General features: G+C 73.7%; 16 protein-coding genes. 8 read left to right on the plus strand and 8 right to left on the minus strand.

Annotation, left to right across the window (positions count from 1 at the left end):
- Window positions 1-530: 530 nt before the first annotated feature.
- From HNR10_RS29310 to HNR10_RS29325, 4 genes are all read right to left on the minus strand, one after another.
- Window positions 531-2,090 carry a BCCT family transporter gene (locus HNR10_RS29310; RefSeq protein WP_179829166.1) on the minus strand — a complete coding sequence of 520 codons (1,560 nt, stop codon included), beginning with the start codon at window positions 2,088-2,090 and terminating at the stop codon, window positions 531-533.
- Window positions 2,091-2,587: 497 nt separating this feature from the next.
- Entirely contained in the window at window positions 2,588-3,232 is a 645-nt protein-coding gene (locus HNR10_RS31525; protein ID WP_179829168.1) for an arsenate reductase ArsC, read from the minus strand.
- The gene (locus HNR10_RS29320; protein ID WP_179829170.1) at window positions 3,229-3,903 is read right to left on the minus strand and encodes an arsenate reductase/protein-tyrosine-phosphatase family protein; all 675 of its coding nucleotides are present in this window, start codon (window positions 3,901-3,903) and stop codon (window positions 3,229-3,231) included. Before HNR10_RS29320 ends, HNR10_RS31525 begins: the two co-directional genes overlap by 4 nt.
- A 197-nt stretch (window positions 3,904-4,100) precedes the next feature.
- Window positions 4,101-4,691 carry a TetR/AcrR family transcriptional regulator gene (locus HNR10_RS29325; RefSeq protein ID WP_179829172.1) on the minus strand — a complete coding sequence of 197 codons (591 nt, stop codon included), beginning with the start codon at window positions 4,689-4,691 and terminating at the stop codon, window positions 4,101-4,103.
- A gap of 89 nt (window positions 4,692-4,780) precedes the next feature.
- Here HNR10_RS29325 and HNR10_RS29330 point away from each other — a divergent pair, with 89 nt between their 5' ends.
- The 3 genes from HNR10_RS29330 to HNR10_RS29340 all read left to right on the plus strand — a co-directional run bounded on the left by HNR10_RS29330 (window position 4,781) and on the right by HNR10_RS29340 (window position 7,726).
- Entirely contained in the window at window positions 4,781-5,950 is a 1,170-nt protein-coding gene (locus tag HNR10_RS29330) for a cytochrome P450 (RefSeq protein ID WP_246406468.1), read from the plus strand.
- 190 nt (window positions 5,951-6,140) lie between these two features.
- A complete protein-coding gene (locus HNR10_RS29335) occupies window positions 6,141-6,704 on the plus strand; it encodes a DUF3887 domain-containing protein (RefSeq protein ID WP_179830035.1) in 564 nt (187 codons plus the stop codon).
- A 53-nt stretch (window positions 6,705-6,757) separates the two neighbouring features.
- On the plus strand, window positions 6,758-7,726 hold the full coding sequence (locus HNR10_RS29340; RefSeq protein ID WP_179829175.1) for a CPBP family intramembrane glutamic endopeptidase: 969 nt from the start codon (window positions 6,758-6,760) through the stop codon (window positions 7,724-7,726).
- 137 nt (window positions 7,727-7,863) lie between these two features.
- On the opposite strand, the gene HNR10_RS32230 is transcribed toward HNR10_RS29340, so the two are convergent.
- Both HNR10_RS32230 and HNR10_RS29350 read right to left on the minus strand, forming a co-directional pair.
- Window positions 7,864-8,094, minus strand: coding sequence for a tRNA-dependent cyclodipeptide synthase (locus HNR10_RS32230; protein ID WP_179830036.1), 231 nt, complete (start codon window positions 8,092-8,094; stop codon window positions 7,864-7,866).
- A complete protein-coding gene (locus HNR10_RS29350) occupies window positions 8,085-8,510 on the minus strand; it encodes a hypothetical protein (protein ID WP_179829178.1) in 426 nt (141 codons plus the stop codon). Before HNR10_RS29350 ends, HNR10_RS32230 begins: the two co-directional genes overlap by 10 nt.
- Window positions 8,511-8,778: 268 nt before the next feature.
- Between HNR10_RS29350 and HNR10_RS29355 the strand changes: the two genes are divergently transcribed.
- From HNR10_RS29355 to HNR10_RS29375, 5 genes are read left to right on the plus strand one after another with little or no spacing between them, the layout of a single operon-like run.
- The gene (locus HNR10_RS29355) at window positions 8,779-10,206 is read left to right on the plus strand and encodes an ABC transporter substrate-binding protein (protein ID WP_179830037.1); all 1,428 of its coding nucleotides are present in this window, start codon (window positions 8,779-8,781) and stop codon (window positions 10,204-10,206) included.
- Entirely contained in the window at window positions 10,203-11,990 is a 1,788-nt protein-coding gene (locus tag HNR10_RS29360) for an ABC transporter permease subunit (protein ID WP_218898131.1), read from the plus strand. Before HNR10_RS29355 ends, HNR10_RS29360 begins: the two co-directional genes overlap by 4 nt.
- The gene (locus tag HNR10_RS29365) at window positions 11,987-13,000 is read left to right on the plus strand and encodes an ABC transporter ATP-binding protein (protein WP_218899169.1); all 1,014 of its coding nucleotides are present in this window, start codon (window positions 11,987-11,989) and stop codon (window positions 12,998-13,000) included. The genes HNR10_RS29360 and HNR10_RS29365 overlap by 4 nt, the downstream gene beginning before the upstream one ends.
- Before the next feature lie 44 nt (window positions 13,001-13,044).
- Window positions 13,045-13,875 (plus strand): ABC transporter ATP-binding protein, encoded by an 831-nt coding sequence (locus HNR10_RS29370; RefSeq protein ID WP_179829183.1) that lies wholly within the window; start codon window positions 13,045-13,047, stop codon window positions 13,873-13,875.
- Complete coding sequence (locus tag HNR10_RS29375) at window positions 13,872-15,188, plus strand: MFS transporter (protein ID WP_312889455.1); 1,317 nt, start codon at window positions 13,872-13,874, stop codon at window positions 15,186-15,188. Before HNR10_RS29370 ends, HNR10_RS29375 begins: the two co-directional genes overlap by 4 nt.
- Window positions 15,189-15,202: 14 nt before the next feature.
- Here HNR10_RS29375 and HNR10_RS29380 read toward each other — a convergent pair whose 3' ends face one another.
- Window positions 15,203-16,048 carry an ABC transporter ATP-binding protein gene (locus tag HNR10_RS29380; protein WP_179829185.1) on the minus strand — a complete coding sequence of 282 codons (846 nt, stop codon included), beginning with the start codon at window positions 16,046-16,048 and terminating at the stop codon, window positions 15,203-15,205.
- The gene (locus tag HNR10_RS29385) at window positions 16,045-17,031 is read right to left on the minus strand and encodes an ABC transporter ATP-binding protein (RefSeq protein ID WP_179829187.1); all 987 of its coding nucleotides are present in this window, start codon (window positions 17,029-17,031) and stop codon (window positions 16,045-16,047) included. Before HNR10_RS29385 ends, HNR10_RS29380 begins: the two co-directional genes overlap by 4 nt.
- Window positions 17,032-17,033 lie beyond the last annotated feature (2 nt).

The raw sequence follows: 17,033 nt of genomic DNA on the forward strand, positions 1-17,033 counted from the left end.
GGGGAAGGGTAGAGTCCATCACCAGCCGCCTTTCCTGGTGTTGCAGGATGGGTGGTCAGAACCCGGAACGGTGCTGTTACACCGTCCGGGTTCGTTTGCTTTCGAGGAGTAACCTAGCGAGTTCGAACGTGGGTTCGCATGGTTTTCCGGAAAACGGCGTGATGATGAGAAAATCTACATCGTAAAGGTGACCGCTGTGAGCGATGAGGCTTGGTGCTGGCCCTGCTGCTGAGCGCCTGCGGCAGTGCCGAGGAGGTCGCGCGGGAGCCGGAGCCCGCTGCCGCCGATGCCGACGCGGGTGAGGAGACAGCGCAGCCCCAGGAGGCGGTCGATCTGGTGGACCCCATGGAGTTGGCTCCCGACGACCTGTGCCGGGTCCTGTCCGAGGAGACCTTGGGGGGACTCCGCGGTCACCGACGACGGTCTGGGCGGCGATGGGGCGGGCGTGACGGTGGTGCAGGGGAAGGTCTACGTCCACGCCGGCTACGGCCCGCCCACGGGAGCGGGCGGGCCACCGTCTCACTGGGCGGTCACTTTGCCGCGCTCACCTCGGGCTCCGCCTCCTCGGATTCCTCGGCCTCCTCGGCGGCCAGGGCCGCAGGCCTCGGCGGGGTGACGATGCCCTGCTCGACGGCCATCTCGCGCAGCAGGCGCGGCGTGGTCCACAGGGTCGGCAGCATGATGAGACCGACCGGGACCGCGGTGACCACGATGAACGACTGCAGCGCCTGGATGCCGCCGTCGCCCACCAGCAGCAGGGCCACGGCCGCCAGCCCCATGCCCACGCACCAGAACGCGCGGACCAGCCCCGAGGGCTCGCCCTCGTGCATGCTCGACACCGAGATCGCGTAGGACATCGAGTCCAGCGTGGACGCCAGGAAGATCAGCGCCACGAGGATCATGAGCGCACCCAGAAGGCCCGTCATCGGCAGCGCCTGGATGATCGACAGCGCCGCCGCCGGGAGCCCGTCCTGCTCGTAGGGACCGGTGATCGTGCCCGGGTTCTGCTGCTCCAGCCAGATCCCGGTGCCGCCCAGCGCCGTGAACCACACCGTGGTCACGACCGTGGGCATCACGGTCGCGCCCACGTAGATGTCGCGCACGGTCCGCCCGCGCGAGATACGGGCGAAGAAGATCGCCATCATCGGGCCGAAGCCCAGGAACCAGCCGAAGAAGAACAGGGTCCAGTAGCCGACCCACGTCTTGTCGCCCTGGTAGAGCGCCATCGGCAGGAACTCCTGTACCTGCACGACCGAGGCCTGGAGGTAGAGGTCGGCGACGAAGGGCAGCGACGCCATGGCCACGATCGCCGTGATGAGGGCCAGGGCCACCCAGACGTTGGCGCGGCTCAGCAGCTGGATGCCGCGGTGGATGCCGCTCAGGACCGACACGGCCGCCACGATGGTCAGGCCGACGATGATCGCGGCGCGCGTGGCGTAGGTGTCGGGCAGGCCGAACAGCTCACCGGCGATGTAGGAGATCTGCAGGCCCAGGAAGCCGATCGGGCCCACGGTGCCGGCGACGACCGCGAGCACGCAGCTCACGTCCACGACCGTGCCGATCCAGTGCGTGCGCACGCGCTCGCCCATGATCGGCCACAGCAGGGTGCGCGGGCGCAGGGGCATGCCCTTCTCGACGCCGCGCATCATCACGAGCGTCGCCAGGGAACCGCCGATCGCCCAGCCGATGAAGCCCCAGTGCACGAAGCTCTGCGCCATGGCCAGCGCCGCGCCCTCGGCTCCGCCGCTCACCTGGTCGGCGTACTGGGGCGGGGGAGACGCGTAGTGCGCGATCGGCTCCGCCGCGGCCCAGAACACACCGCCCGCGGCCAGCAGGGTGGTGGTGATCATCGCGATCCAGGAGAAGCGGCCGAACGCCGGAGCGTCGTTGCCGCCCATGCGCACCCGGCCGTACCGGGAGAAGGCCAGGATCGTGACCACGACGAACGTGGCCAGCATCAGCACCTGCCAGTAGGCACCGAACCAGCGTGCCGACCAGGTGAAGGCCACGTCGACCGCGCCGCCCACCGCCTTGGGGGCGGCGAGCGCGGCCAGGACGAACACGGCCATGAACACCCCCGACACTCCCATGACCCAGGGATCGGTCCGTCGGCCTGGTGCGGACACGCGCGTGCGCAGGGTGGAGAACAAGGAAACGGGAGCCTCTCGGCTGGAAGCACCGGCCGGGAACACGCCGCGGCCGGTATCGGAAAACCCATCCGCCGTGCGTGCGTGGCGGCCGACCGGACGGGTGTCCAGGAGGAGGCCGACAGCAGAGCAGGAGCGCATGGAAAGAGGCGAGGACGCTCAGAAGCGGACCCGCCGGCGCCGCCGTCGCAAACGGCGGGAGGGAACGAGGGAGAAGGTCTCCGAACCCCGCAGTGGTCAACGCGGCGGCGACTTCCTGTCATTCCTGCCGTCACAGCTTAATGGCCGTGGCGGCCGGAACGACAGGGTGATGCGGCCTCCGAGGGCGTCCGTACAGGCGTTTTACGCCACAGCCCGAGGTGAGCACCGGCATCTGTGAGAGGGGACACGTGTGATGGGACTCGCCGAGGGCGGCAACCGGCGGACACCCGCCGTCGGGTTCACACGGTGACCTCCAGTTCGGCCAGCAGGGTGCGGACCTTCCCCTCGACCTCGTCGCGGATCGACCGGACCGCGGTCAGACCCTGGCCGTCGGGGTCGTCCAGGGTCCACTCCTCGTAGCGCTTGCCCGGGAAGAGGGGGCAGGCGTCCCCGCAGCCCATGCTCACCACGACGTCGGCGGCGCGGACCACCTCGTCGGTCCAGGGCTTGGGAAACTCGGTGGAGATGTCGATGCCGACCTCCCGCATGGCCGCCACCGCCGCCGGGTTGACCTCCTTGCCAGGCTCGGAACCGCCCGACCAGGCGATCGCCCGGTCCCCGGCCAGATGTCGGAAGAAGCCCAAGGCCATCTGGCTGCGCCCGGCGTTGTGCGTGCACAGGAACAGCACGACGGGGCGGCCGTCGTCCACCTTGTTCTCCACGCGGGCCAGCGCACTCAGCCGCTGTCGGGCGAAGCGCTCGGCCAGCAGTGGCAGGAACTGGGCGATGGTGGCCCGGTCCGCGAACTGTTCGTAGCTGGAGTGCAGGAACCTTTCGATGGTCTCGGTGTTGAACACGCCCGTGAACTCGTCGGCGAGGCGGCCGGCGGCGACTTTGAGGGCGTACTGCTGGTCGACGGTGAACTGGCGGGGTCGGGCGGTCATGGTGTTCCTTCCGGGTGGACGGCGGGCGCGAGCCGCTCGATTCGGTCGCTGAGCTGAGCGAAGGCGTCCTCGAACGCCTCGTCGGTGCCGGTGTGCACCGGGTCGGGGACCGACCAGTGCAGGCGCTCGCGGGTGCGGGGCAGTTCCTCGTGGGCGCTGTCGCAGACCGCCACGACAAGGTCGTCGTCGCGGACGACGTCGTGGACGTGGGCGGTGCGCTCCGCGTCCAGGAACAGCCGGTGGCGGCGGGCCGCGCGGACGGCGCCCGCGTGCACGCGCTCACCCGGGCGGGTACCGGCCGAGGCGGCGGGGATCGTGCTGCGGTGCTGCCACAGGGCGGCGGCCAGTGGGGAACGGGACGAGTTGCGTGTGCAGACGAACACGACGCGCGGGGCGCGCAACAGGGAGGTCGGGACCAGGGCGGTGAGCGCCTCGGGCAGCAGGCGGATGTAGACGCGGCGGTGGTCGGCCTCGGAGCGGGACCGGGTGAGCAGGCCCGCCTCCTCCAATACACGCAGGTGGTGGGCGATGAGGTTGGACCGCAGGCCCAACCGCTCGCCCAACTCCGAGGGTGCGGCGTCTCCGGTGCAGAGGGTGTCGGTGATGGCCAGGCGGACGGGATCGGCGAGGGCGGCGTGGAGCGCGGCCCGCCGTGAAAGCTCAGCATTCATTGACTCAATGCTTACTGAGTTACCCGAAGGGGTCAACGGTCTCCATCAGGCGTGTGCCTGATGTTCGTCAGGCCGTTACCCACGTGAGCGCACCGCGGCCCGGATCGCAGCGGCGGTGGGCGAGGGTGCTCGGCGCGGTTCGCCCGTCGCCGGGCTCGGGCGGCCCCAGAGCGCCCCAGTGCGGAGCACGCGCCGGGTCAGTAGGAGGCGCGCGCGGCCTCGATGACCCCGTGGACCGCCGCGTCGATGCGGTCGGCCGCCTGGTCGGGGTCGGGGCGGTCGGCGTCCAGCCACGCGATGGCGCCCTCGATGGCCACGGTGAAGACCATGCGCGCGGCCCAGCGGGCCCAGGCCGGTTCGGGGATGATCTCGCGCAGCTGGCGCAGGGCCAGTTCGGTGGAGGCCCGGGTGAGGTCGTCGGTGAGGTCGCGGAACTCCGGTTCGCGCGCGGCGTGGTGGAAGAGCAGCCGGAAGCCGTCGGGGTCCTCGGCCGCGGCGCCGAGGAAGGCGGGGATGCTCTGGTCGGTGAAGTGGTCGCTGCCCACGCGCTCCTCCAGGCGGGCGCAGGCGTGGTCCAGGACCGCCCGGTACATCTCGCTCTTGGACTCGAAGTGCCGGTAGAGCAGGACGCGGCTGATCCCGGCCTCCAGGGCCACGTCGTCGAGGCTGGTGTCGGCGTAGCCGGTGCGGGCGAAGGCCCGCGTGGCCGCGTCCAGGATCTGCGCCCGCCGCTGCGCGCGGGGGAGTCGGCGCACGGGATCGGTCCCGGTCGCGGATTCGCCGGACATCGGCCACCTCCTCTTGTTGACTTCGGAGTCTACATGTTGTGTTGTTTAAAGCAGAGTGTACAAATCGGAGTCACTGAATGGAGGTCCCCATGATCCCGCGGCTGCCCTTCGACCGGCCGGGCGCTCTGGGCGCCCCGCCCGAGCTGGAGCGCCTGTGCGCCCAGGGCCCCGTCCACCGCGTCCGCACCCGTGTCGGCCACGACGCCTGGCTCGTCACCGGGTACGAGGAGGTCCGCGCCCTGCTCGACGACGACCGCCTCGGCCGCGCCCACCGCGATCCGGCCCGCGCCGCCCGTTCGGGGGAGTCCGCGCTCTTCGGCGGGCCGATGGGCGACTTCGACACGGAGCAGGCCGACCACGCCCGGATGCGCGCCCTGTTGCGGCCCCACTTCACGCCCAAGCGGATGCGGCTCCTGGCCCCGCGCGTGGAGCGGCTGACCGCCGACCTGGTCGAGACCATGGAACGGGGGCCGCGCCCCGCCGACCTGCACGAGGACCTCGCCGTGCCGCTGCCGATCCAGGTCATCTGCGAACTGCTCGGTGTGCCCTACGCCGACCGCGAGCGCTTCCGCGAGTGGAGCCTGGCCGCGGGCGACGTCACCGACCGGGCCCGCTCCGAACAGGGCCTGGGGGCGCTCTTCGACTACGGGCTCTCCCTGGTCGCCGCCAAACGCCGCGCTCCAGCCGACGACGTCATCTCGCACCTGGCGGCCGAACCCGGCGTCGACGACGCCGAGGCCGCCGGACTCGCGATGGCCCTGCTCTTCGCCGGGCACGAGACCACGGTCGTGCAGATCGGCCTCGGCGTCCTGCACCTGCTCGCCGACCGCGACCAGTACCGCGCGCTGGTCGCCGATCCCGGACTGGTGCCCGGGGCGGTGGAGGAGGTCCTGCGTGCACCCCGCAAGGGCGGCGACGGGGTCCCGCGCTACGCCCGGGTGGACTTCGAGCTCGCCGGGGTCACCATCGCCGCCGGTGACCTGGTGCTCTGTGACATCGGGTCGGCCAACCACGACCCGGACGCCTTCGCCGACCCCGGCCGCGTGGACGTCACCCGCGGTGCCGGCGCGCACCTGGGGTTCGGGCACGGGGCGCGCTACTGCCTCGGCGCGCCGCTGGCCCGGGTCGAACTGCGCGCCGTGCTGGAAGGGCTCACGCGGCGCCTGCCCGGGCTGTGCCTGGCGGTGGCCGCCGACGAGCTCTCCACGCGTAGGGACGTCCTTACCGGAGGGCTCACCGCCCTGCCCGTGACGTGGTGAACTGTCCCCCTCCCTGGCAGGCGCGCGGTGCATCCGCCCGGCTCCGAGCCCTCACGGTGGCCGGACACGCCAGGTGGGTCCGCTGCGCACATCGTCGCGCGCACCCTCCTTGCCCAGAGTCCGGTTGTAAAGCTAGCCTTTACAGATGCAAGAAAGCTTGACGAACGCGCTGCGGGCCTTGAGAGCGCACATGGAGGCGTTCCTCGCGGCACGTGTGCTGACGAAGGACGACGACTGGGCCGACTCGATAGGGCGTGCCGTGAGCATGCAGGCGGCCGCCGACGACGTCGTGCGCGCTGTCGTGCAGCAGGCGCGCCAGGACGGCGCTACGTGGCAGGTCATCGGTGACGCGCTCGGTGTGAGCAGGCAAGCGGCGTTTCAGCGCTATGGCAAACCGATCGATCCCAGAACAGGAGAACCCATGAACACCACGCCGCTCTCCGGCGTTGCCGAACTGGCCGTCTCGACGATCGAGGACCTCGCTTCGGGGCAATGGGCGCGTGTCACCGAGCAGTTCGATCCGACCATGCGCGATGGCCTGTCGGAGGACGCGCTCGCGGCCGCGTGGGCACAGGTCGTCGGCCTGTCAGGAGCCTTCGAGGGGCTTGGAGAGCCGGAGGTCGCCCGGGCCGGCGACGTGACCGTCACGAACACGCCGCTCTCGTTCGAAGCGGGCGACTACACGGCACGGATCGCGTTCCGCGACGACCGCACCATCGCCGGTCTGCACATCCTCGAAGGGCAGATGTCGTGACCAACGGATCTCCGGGCGGATCGAAGACGACCACGCCCCGTAGCGGGCCCCGCATGAGCGGCCGGGATCTGCGGCCCATCGGCGTGTTCACAGCCCTGGCCTTCTCGCTCGCCTGGCTCTTCGCGCTCCCTCTCTGGTTCGGGGACGGACTCGCCAGCCCCTGGTTCACCCCCGTGGCGACCGCCACGATGATGACCCCCGCGATCGCCGCCCTCGTCGTCGTGTTCTTCGTGGAGCGCCCGCAGCAGAAGGCGTGGACGCTCGGACTGTGGCCGCTGAGACCGGTGCGCAGACTCCTCGTCTACTCGGCGCTGGGAATCTTCGTGTCCATCGCGCTGGTCCTGGTGGCGCTCCCGGTCGGCGCGCTGCTGGGGGTCTATCCGGCCGACTTCACGAACTTCTCCGCCTTCCAACAGGCCCTCGACGAGCAGGCGGGCACCGCGGGAGCGGCCCAAATCCCGATACCGATCGGCGCGCTCATCGCCCTCCAGATCGCCCTGCTCCCCTTGGCGGCGTTCATCAACCTCATCCCGGCGCTGGGCGAGGAACTCGGGTGGCGCGGGTGGCTGCTCCCGAAACTGATGCCGCTCGGCACTCTGCCGGCCCTCCTGGTCTCTGGCGTGATCTGGGGTCTCTGGCACGCCCCGCTCATCCTCCTCGGGTACAACTACCCCGATGCACCGGGCACGCTCGGCTTGACCGCGATGGTGGCCATGTGCGTTCTGATCGGGGCGGTCTTCGGCTGGCTGAGGCTCCGATCGGGATCGGTGTGGCCCGCAGCCCTGGCACATGCCGCGTTCAACGGAGCGGGCGGGACCTACCTCCTTTTCGCCGCAGCGGGCGAGCACATTGACACCACGCAGGCAACGGTCCTCGGCTGGAGCGGGTGGATCGTGCCGCTCGCGCTCGTCGTGGTCCTGATCGCCACGGGACAGTTTTCCTCCGCGAAGCACCCGTCCACCCCGCCGTCGAAGAAGGGGGCGTCTTCCTCCACATCCGGCGACGGGACAAGTGGCCCGTGAGCAGCGACAGCGGATTCCGCGGCCTTCAAGCACGGCTGTCGTGGCGGTGTGGCCAGTGGAACACCGGTTCCCCGCGTGGCCGGATTCGCCCACGGGTCCCGGCCGCCCCGGAGGGACGCCCCACCATTGCGCGCAGGTCATTGTCCGAGGCACAGGCGGGCCGAGTCGAACATGATCGGGATCATCGGGAGTACCTGGTGGTGGATGTTCACCGACGTCGGGGTGCGGAGGATCGCAGGAGCGTCCATGCACAGCGGCACTTCGGCCACGCGGTACCCGGCGGCGCAGGACCGGACCGCACCCCTCGAGCGGGTGCCGTCCGGGCGAGCGCGACCGCGCCCGCCCGGACCGGGTCCACTCAGCCGCAGTCGCGGCCGGGGCGGTCCATCATCAGGGTCAGGCCCGCGCCGAGCAGGAACGAGTCCTTGGCCGTGCCGAGGCCGTCCGGGGTGGGGCGGACACTGCCCTCGCGGTGCAGGCTCGGTGTGCGCAGGTACACGCCCAGCAGCCCCGCGGCGAACGCGGTCAGCCCGGCGCCTGCCAGGCGGCTGGGCACGATCGGCAGCAGCAGCGCGGCGCCCAGGGCCATCTCCGCGGTCGAGAGCGCCTTGACGAAGTCGGCCGGCGCCACCTTGTCGAGGAACGGGTAGGCCCCGGCGGCCATGCCGTGCAGGCCCTGCGCGGTGTCCTGGTCGGCGTCGCGCTTGTCCCAGCCGGAGTTGAGGATGAACGCGCCCGTCGCCAGGCGGACGGGCAGGTGGTGCGGCTTCAGGGGCAGCTTCATGTCGGCTCCAGGGTGAGCGCTCGGTCACTGTGGGTGCGACCGATGCTAGCGGGGGCCGCCCTCGGGCCGGTGGTCCCACGCGGGCTCGTGAACTCTGTCACCCCAGGTCCGGAATGTGAATGAAAACGGTTTTCATGTGCTAATTTGAGGCTTCTTCGAGGCGGCGGCCGGTCCGCGCCGCCCTCCCCTGCGCACCCCTTGGAAGTTCCCCGTGCACCACCACAAGGCCCTGCCCGGCGCTGCTCTGGCCTCGGCCGCCGTCCTGCTGATGACCGCCTGCTTCCCCGCGGCAGAAGAGGAGGCCGCCGACGGCCGGATCTCCGTGGCGATGATGCAACCGCCCAGGTCCGGGCTCACCCCGCTCAGCGACGACGCCTTCAAGCTCTCCCGCTGGAGCACCGCCGAGACGCTCGTGGTCCTCGACGAGGCCGGCGACCCCCAGCCCGGCCTGGCCACCGACTGGACCCAGGTCGACGCCACCACCTGGACCTTCACCGTGCGCGAGGGCGTCACCTTCCACGACGGCACCGAACTGACCGCCGACACCGCCGCCCACGCCCTGTCGTTCGCCGCGCAGGCTGCGCCCAAGCCGCGCATCCTCGACGGCGTGGAGCTGGAGGTCGATGCGGAGGGCGACACCCTCACCGTCACCACCGCCGACGAGGACCCCCTCGTCCCGCAGCGGCTCTCCTCGCCCCAGCTGTCGATCCTCGCCGAGAGCGCCTACGACGGCGACGCCGTGGACCCCGTCGGCACCGGCAGCGGCCCCTTCGAGATCGTCGAGGTCAACGGCACCACCTCCGCCCGCCTGGACCGCTTCGACGACTACTGGGGCGAGCCCGCCCAGGCCGCCGGCATCGACGTCAGCTTCGTCCCCGACGGCACCGCGCGGGCCGCCGCCCTGCGCACCGGCGAGGCCGACATCGTCGAGTCCGTGCCCACCTCCCAGGCCGCCCTCCTGGAGGAGGACACCCTCACCGAGGTCCCCATGCCGCGGACCAACACGCTCTACCTCAACACCGAGCAGGGCCCCTTCACCGACCACGGCACGCGCGCCGCGGTGCGGGACGCCATCGACGCCCAGGCCCTGGTCGACGGCGTCTACGAAGGACGCGCCGACGTCGCCGAGGGACTCCTGGGCCCGGCCATCCCCTGGGCCGCCGAACGGCCCGAGCGCACCGACCCGGTCGAGGCCGCCGACCCCGACGGCACCCCCATCACCCTGGCCACCTTCACCGACCGCGCCGAGCTGCCCGAGGTCGCCACCGTCCTCGAACAGCAGCTGGAGGACGCCGGGTTCGAGGTCGAGCAGGTCGTGCGCGAGTACGCCAACATCGAGGAGGACGCTCTGGCCGGGGAGTTCGACGCCTTCATCCTCTCCCGCGCCACCGTCCTGGACTCCGGCGACCCCGCCGCCTACATGACCAGCGACTTCTCCTGCGACGGCTCCTTCAACATCGCCCAGTTGTGCGACGAGGACGTCGACGCCGCCCTGGAGGAGGCCGGGAGCGCCCCGACCGGCGAGGAGCGGCGTGCGGCGATCCTGGCCGCCGAGGCCGCGATCCTGGACACCGACGCGGCCCTGCCGATGCTGCACGAGCGCGTCCTGCAGGGCGACGCCACCCACGTGGTCGGCTCCGCCAAGGACCCGCGCGAGCGCCTGCTCATCACCCCGCAGACCCACCTGGACCGATGAACCCGGCCGCACCGCCCCGGCGGCGCCCCGCACGGGCCCGCCGGGCCGCACCCCTGCTGACGCGCCTGGCCGCGCTCGCCCTCATCACGGTCGTCGTCGGCCTGCTGCCCTGGCTCTCGGGCCGCGACCCCGCCCTGTCCCTGCTGCGGGCCCGCTCCGCCGAACAGGAACCCACCGCGGAGGCGCTCGACGCCATCCGTGACGAGCTCGGCCTCGCCGACGGCCCCCTCGCGCTGCTCGGCTCCTGGTTCGCCGGCCTGCTCCGCGGCGACCTGGGCGCCTCCTGGATCTCGGGCACACCCGTCCTGCCGTCCGTGGTCGCGGCCACCGGGGTCTCCCTCACCGTCATGGCCGCGGCCCTGGCCGTCGCCCTGCCACTGGCCGCCGCGCTGTGCGCCCCCACCCTGGTCCGCGGCGCACGCGGAACGCTGCGCCCGGGCGGCTCGGGCACCGGAGCCGGGGCGGCGGCGCTCACCGCCCTGCCCGAGTTCCTCATCGCGATCGTGCTCATGCTCGTGTTCGCGGTGTGGCTGGGATGGCTGCCCCCCTACGGCTGGAGCGGGCCCCAACACCTCATCCTGCCCGCCCTGGCCCTGGGCATCCCGGGCGGCGGACTGCTCGGCCGACTCGTCGACGACGCCCTGCCCGCGGTGTTCGCCGAACGCTGGGTCGGGCTCTGGACCGCCGCCGGCTGCACCCCCGCCCAGATCGCCGCGGCGGCGCTGCGCCGCGCCACCCCCGCCCTCGTGCCCCAGCTCGGCATGGTCGCCGTCGGTCTGACCGGGGGAGCGGTCGCCGTGGAGACCATCTTCACCGTGCCCGGCATCGGCCGCACCGCCCTGGGCGCCGCCCAGGCCCAGGACCTGCCCGTCCTCCAAGGATCCGTGCTGGCCCTGGTCCTGCTCGGCACCCTCGCCGGAGTGCTCGCCCAGGTCGCGCACCGCCGGCTCCTCGGCCGGAGCCTGCGCGACGCCGCCCTGTCCCTGGCCCCGCCGCCCACCGCGCCCGCCGGCCTGCTCCGCCGCGCCGTGCCCGTCGTGTGCGCGGCCCTGCTGCTCACCGTCACCGCGTGGGGCCTGACCCGCGACGCCCTGACCGTCACCGTCGCCGACCGCCTCCAGGCACCCTCCTGGGCGCACCCGCTGGGCACCGACGCCGTGGGGCGCGACGTCCTGGCCCGCCTGGGCCACGGCGCCGTGTACACCGTGGGCGTCGCCGCGCTGGTGTGCGCCATCAGCCTCGCGATCGCACTCGTGGTCGGCTTCGCGCCCTCCCTGGCCTCCGGCGCCGCCGAGGCCGCCAACGCCGTGCCGCCGGTGATCGCGGGCATCCTGGTGGTCGCCGTCCTCGGTCCCGGCACCCTCGGCGCCTCCGTCGCCATCGCCCTGGTCTCCTGGCCGCCCCTGGCCGCGCACGCCGCCGCGCTGGTCCAGCAGACCCGCGCCGCGGGCTACCTCAGCGCCCAGCGCGCCATCGGCGCGGGCCCCCGCTGGATCCTGTGGCACCACGTGCTGCCCTCGGTCGCCGGACCCGTCGCCCGCCACGCCGTCCTGCGCCTGCCCGCCACCGCCCTGGCCCTGGCCTCCCTCGGCTTCCTCGGCCTGGGCGCCCAGCCGCCCTCGGCCGAATGGGGCCTGAGCCTGTCGGAGTCCCTGGTCTACGTCGAACGCGCGCCGCTGGCCGCCCTGGCCCCCACCGCGATGCTCCTGCTCCTGGCCGCCTTCGCGGTCTCCCTGTCGACCCTGCCCGCCCGGTCCCACACCCAGCGAGGACGGACACCGTGAACGAGCCCCTGCTCTCGGTCCGCGACCTGCGCGTCACCCTGCCCGGCGAGCGCGGCGGCGCGCTGCCCGTCGTCCGCGGACTGTCGTTCGACGTCCGCCCCGGGGAGGCGCTCGCGCTCATCGGCGAGTCCGGCGCCGGCAAGTCGATGGCCGCCCGCGCCGTCCTGGGCACCGCGCCGTACGGCGCCACCGTGACCGGCAGCGTCCGCCTGGGCGAGCGGGAACTCCTCGGAGCCCGCCCCCGCGAGCTGCGCGCCGTCCGCGGGAGCCGCGTCGCGCTCATCCCCCAGGACGCGCTCTCCGTCCTGAGCCCCGTGCACACCGTGGGCGCCCAGCTCGTCCGGGCGCTGCGCGCGCATGGGCGCCTGAGCCCGTCCCAGGCGCGCGAGCGCGCGGTGGCCGCTCTGGACCGGGTCGGCATCCCCGACGCCGCGCGGCGCGCCCGCGCCTACCCGCACGAGTTCTCCGGCGGCATGCGCCAGCGCGCGGTCATCGCCATGGCGACGGTCAATGACCCCGAGGTCGTCTTCGCCGACGAACCCACCACCGCCCTGGACCCGCGGACCAGCGGGATCGTCCTCGACCTCCTGGCTGACCTGCGCCGGCGGACCGGAGCGGCACTCGTCCTCATCACCCACGACCTCGCCGTCGTCCACGGCCGCGCCGACCGGGTCGTGGTCGCCTACGCCGGGCGCCACGTCGAGTCCGGTCCCGCGGGCCGGGTGCTCACCGCGCCCCGCGCCCCGTACACGGCCGGACTCGTCGCCGCCGTGCCCGCGGAGGAGGCCAGGGACCGCCGCCTGCCCGCCATCGGCGGATCACCGCCCTCCCCGGCGGCCCTGCCCCAGGGCTGTGCGTTCGCCCCGCGCTGCCCGCTGGCCGACGCGCACTGCCGCGCCGCCGCACCCGAACCCGTCGCCACCGGCGCGTCCGGCCACCTGGTCTCCTGCCACCGGTGGCAGGATGTCCCGATCCCCCCGCACACCCTGTTCTCCCGGGCCGCGACATGAGCGCCCGCCCGGACCACCCGCGACCGCACACGGAGGGAACCGCCATGGACGACGACCAGCCGCTGCTGCGGGTGCGCGACCTGGTCGTGCGCTACCCCGCAACCGGCCGGAACCCGGTCGCCCTCGCCGTGGACGGCGTCTCCTTCGACCTGCGCGCCGGGCACACCCTGGCCCTGGTGGGGGAGTCCGGGTCCGGCAAGTCCAGCACGGCCGCCGCGGTCACCGGCCTGCTGCGCCCCGAGTCCGGGTCCGTCCGCTTCCGGGAACGGGAGCTGACCACGCTGCCCGAGCGGGACCTGCGCGCGCTGCGCCCCGCCCTCCAACCCGTCTTCCAGGACCCCTACGGCTCCCTCAGCCCGCGTCTGCGCGTGCGCGACGCCGTCGCCGAACCATGGCGCGTCCAAGGCCGCTGGGACCGGGCCGCCGGGCCCGCCCGGGTCGACGCCCTGCTCGAACGCGTCGGCCTGGACCCCGCCCTGGGGGCACGGCTGCCGCACGAACTCTCCGGCGGCCAGTGCCAGCGCGTGGGCATCGCCCGCGCGCTGGCGTGCGAGCCCGAGGTCCTGGTCCTGGACGAACCCGTCTCCGCGCTGGACGCCTCCGTGCGCGCCGGCGTGCTCAACCTGCTCACCGACCTCCAGGACGACCTGGGGCTGGGCTATCTGTTCATCTGCCACGACCTCGCCCTGGTCCGGCACGTCGCCCACGACGCCCTCGTCCTGCGCGAGGGGCGGATCGTGGAGTCGGGACCCGCGCGCCGGGTGTGCGCCGAGCCCGAGCACCCCTACACGCGGGCGCTGGTGGCGGCCGTGCCCGCCCCGGCGCCCCTGCCGTCTCCGGACCCGGGGCACGGACCGGTCGCGAGGACGCCGTGACCGCGACCGCCCTGCGCGAGCGCGGGGCAGGGCACGACCTGCGCGGCCTCGGCCGCCTCACCTGGCTCCTGGTGGGTTCGCAGGCGGCGTTCAACGTCGGCTTCTTCGTGGTCCTGCCCTACCTGGCCGCCCACCTGTCGGGAACGATCGGCCTCGCCGGATGGCTGGTCGGCCTGGTCCTGGGCCTGCGCACCTTCAGCCAGCAGGGGCTGTTCGTCGTCGGCGGCGCGCTCACCGACCGGTTCGGACCGCGCCCGGTCGTACTGACCGGCTGCGTGCTGCGCGTGGCCGGGTTCGCCTGGCTCGCCGTGGCCCAGGGCACGGGGGCGATCATCGCCGCGGTGCTGCTCATCGGCTTCGCCGCCGCCCTGTTCTCCCCGGCGGTGGAGACCGAGGTCGCGCGCCAGGCCGTGCGGCACGAACGGGCCACCGGTACCCCGCGCACGCGCGTGCTCGCGCTGTTCTCGGCCGCCGGACAGGCGGGCACGCTCGTCGGCCCGCCCCTGGGCGCGCTGCTGCTGCTCGGCGGGTTCTCGGCCGCGTGCCTGGCGGGCGCCGCGGTCTTCGCCCTCGTGCTGGCCGCCCACCTGCGGTGGATGCCGCGGGACGCGCCCGGCGGCGGATCGCGCGGCGGGCCGGACGACGGGTCGCACGCCGAGTCGCGCGGCGGCACCGGCGCCACGGCCGGGCGGGGACGGCCGTGGGAGGGGGTGCGCGCCCTGCTCGCCCACCGCTCCTTCCTGCTGCTGTGCCTGGCCTACAGCGGATACCTGCTGGCCTACAACCAGCTCTACCTGGCCCTTCCCGAGGAGGTGGAGCGCGCCACCGGTTCGCAGACCGCGCTGGGCTGGCTGCTGGCGTGGGGGTCGCTTCTCTACGTCCTGGTGCAGATGCCGGCGATGCGCTGGATCGGCGACCGCCTGTCGCGGCGGGCCGTGCTGCGCGCCGGACTCCTGCTCCTGGCCCTGGCCTTCGCCGGCGCGGCCGCGCTGACGCCCACCACCGCGGCCGGCGGGCTGCTGCCCTCGGCCGTGTTCGTCACCGCCCTCACCCTCGGCCAGGTGCTCATCGTGCCCACGGTCAGGGCGTGGGTCCCCGACCTCGTCGACGGAGCCCGGCTCGGCCTGTTCACCGGCGCGCTCTCGTCCGCGTCGGGCCTGGCGGTACTGCTGGGGAGCATGCCCGCCGGTGCGCTGGTGGACCGGGGCGGCCCGGCGGCGTGGCTGGTCATGGCCGCCGTGCCGTTGGCCGCGGCCGTGTTCGTCCCCCGGCCGCCCCGGACCCGGGCCGGCGGAGGCCGCGCCCGCGCGTGACCGCCGCCGGACCCTCACCGCGCCCCGCCCGCCCGGGCGAACTCCGCGCGCAGCCGGACCACCTCCGAGGGGTCCCACCCCGGGCCCGGAACGCTGGAGACCAGCATCCGGGTGTAGGGGTGCTCGGGCCGCCGCAGGACGTCGCCGCAGGCGCCGCGCTCCACGACCGCGCCCTTGTACATCACCAGCACGTCATCGGCGATCTGGCGGACCACCGCCAGGTCGTGCGAGACGAACAGCAGCGCCACCCCCGACTCGCGCCGGATCCGGGCGAGCAGCCGCAGGATCTGCGCCTGGATGGACACGTCCAGGGCCGCGACCGCCTCGTCCAGCACCAGGACCGAGGGGCCCGCGGCCAGGGCACGGGCGATCGCGAGCCGCTGGCGCTGGCCGCCGCTGAGCCGGTGCGGCCGGGCACCCGCCTCCCGCTCGCCCAGGCCCACCTGTTCCAGCAGTTCCGCCGCGCGCCGCGACGCCTCCCGCCGGTCGGCGCCGTGCAGCCGCAGGACGTGGCGCAGGCACTGGGCGGCGGTGAGCCTGCGGTCCAGCGACTCCAACGGGTCCTGGAAGACGAGCTGGACCTCGCGGGCACGGCGCAGCCGCGCCGCACGGCCCCGCTCGCCCGCCTCGCGCAGGCGGCCCGCGACGCGGACCTCCCCAGCATCGGGGCGGGTCAGCCCGACCAGGATCCGGGCGACGGTGCTCTTGCCCGATCCGGACTCGCCGACCACGCCCAGGGCGCCTCCGGCCGGCAGGGTGAAGGACACGTCGTCGACGGCCACCAGGTCCGGCTCGCCCCGGCCCATGGGGAAGGTCGTGCGCAGCCGGTCCACGGCCAGCGCCGGTACGTCCGCGCTCATCGGACCTCCTCCGTCCGCTGCTCGGTGACGGCTCCCAGGTCGGCGCGGCGGCACGCCACCCGGCCGTCCGACAGGGGCAGTGCCTCGGGCCGCCACGTGGAGCAGGCCTCCTCGGCCTCCGGGCAGCGCGGCGCGAACGGGCAGCCGGTGAAGGCCGTCGCCAGCGACGGCGGCGCGCCGGGGATGGGTTCGGGCTCGCGGTCGGAGTCCAGCCCGGGCGCGCAGGCCAGCAGCCCGCGCGTGTAGGGGTGGCGGGGGTCGGCGAACAGCGCCCCGGCCGTGCGCTCCTCCACCACCCGGCCCGCGTACATCACGTACACGCGGTCGCAGTAGGCCGCGGCCAGGTGCAGGTCGTGGGTGATGAACAGGACGCCCATGTCGCGTTCACGCCGCAGGTCGCGCAGGATCGAGAGCACCTCGGCCTGGGTGGTGGCGTCCAGTGCGCTGGTGGCCTCGTCGGCGAGCAGCAGGTCGGGCCCGGTCGCCAGCGCGGCGGCCAGCACCACCCGCTGGAGCATGCCGCCGGACAGTTCGTGCGGGAACTGGCGCAGGCGCTCCTCCGGGCGGTTCAGGCCGACCTCGCCCAGCAGGGCGCGGGCGCGTCCCATCGCACGCGCCCGGGGCACCCCGAGCGCCAGGACCAGGCGTTCGGTGAGGAAGTCACCGATGCGGCGGACCGGGTTGAGCACCGACCGGGGGTCCTGGAAGACCATGGACACCCGGCGCGAGCGCAGATCGGTCAGGGCGGCGGGGCCGGCCGTGAGCACGTCGGTCCCCGCGACCGTGGCGCGGCCGGTGGCGGTGGCGCCGTCGGGGAGCAGGCGCAGGGCGGCGCGGGCGGTCGTGGACTTGCCCGACCCCGACTCGCCCACCAGCCCGACCACCTCGCCGGGCGCGACGGTCAGGGACACCTGGTCCAGGACCGGCCGGCGGGTGTCCGCGCCGTGCAGGTCGACGGTGAGGTCCTCGATGTCGAGGAGCATGG

The sequence above is a fragment of the Nocardiopsis aegyptia genome (genome assembly GCF_013410755.1).
GTDB classification, from domain to species: Bacteria; Actinomycetota; Actinomycetes; order Streptosporangiales; family Streptosporangiaceae; genus Nocardiopsis; species Nocardiopsis aegyptia.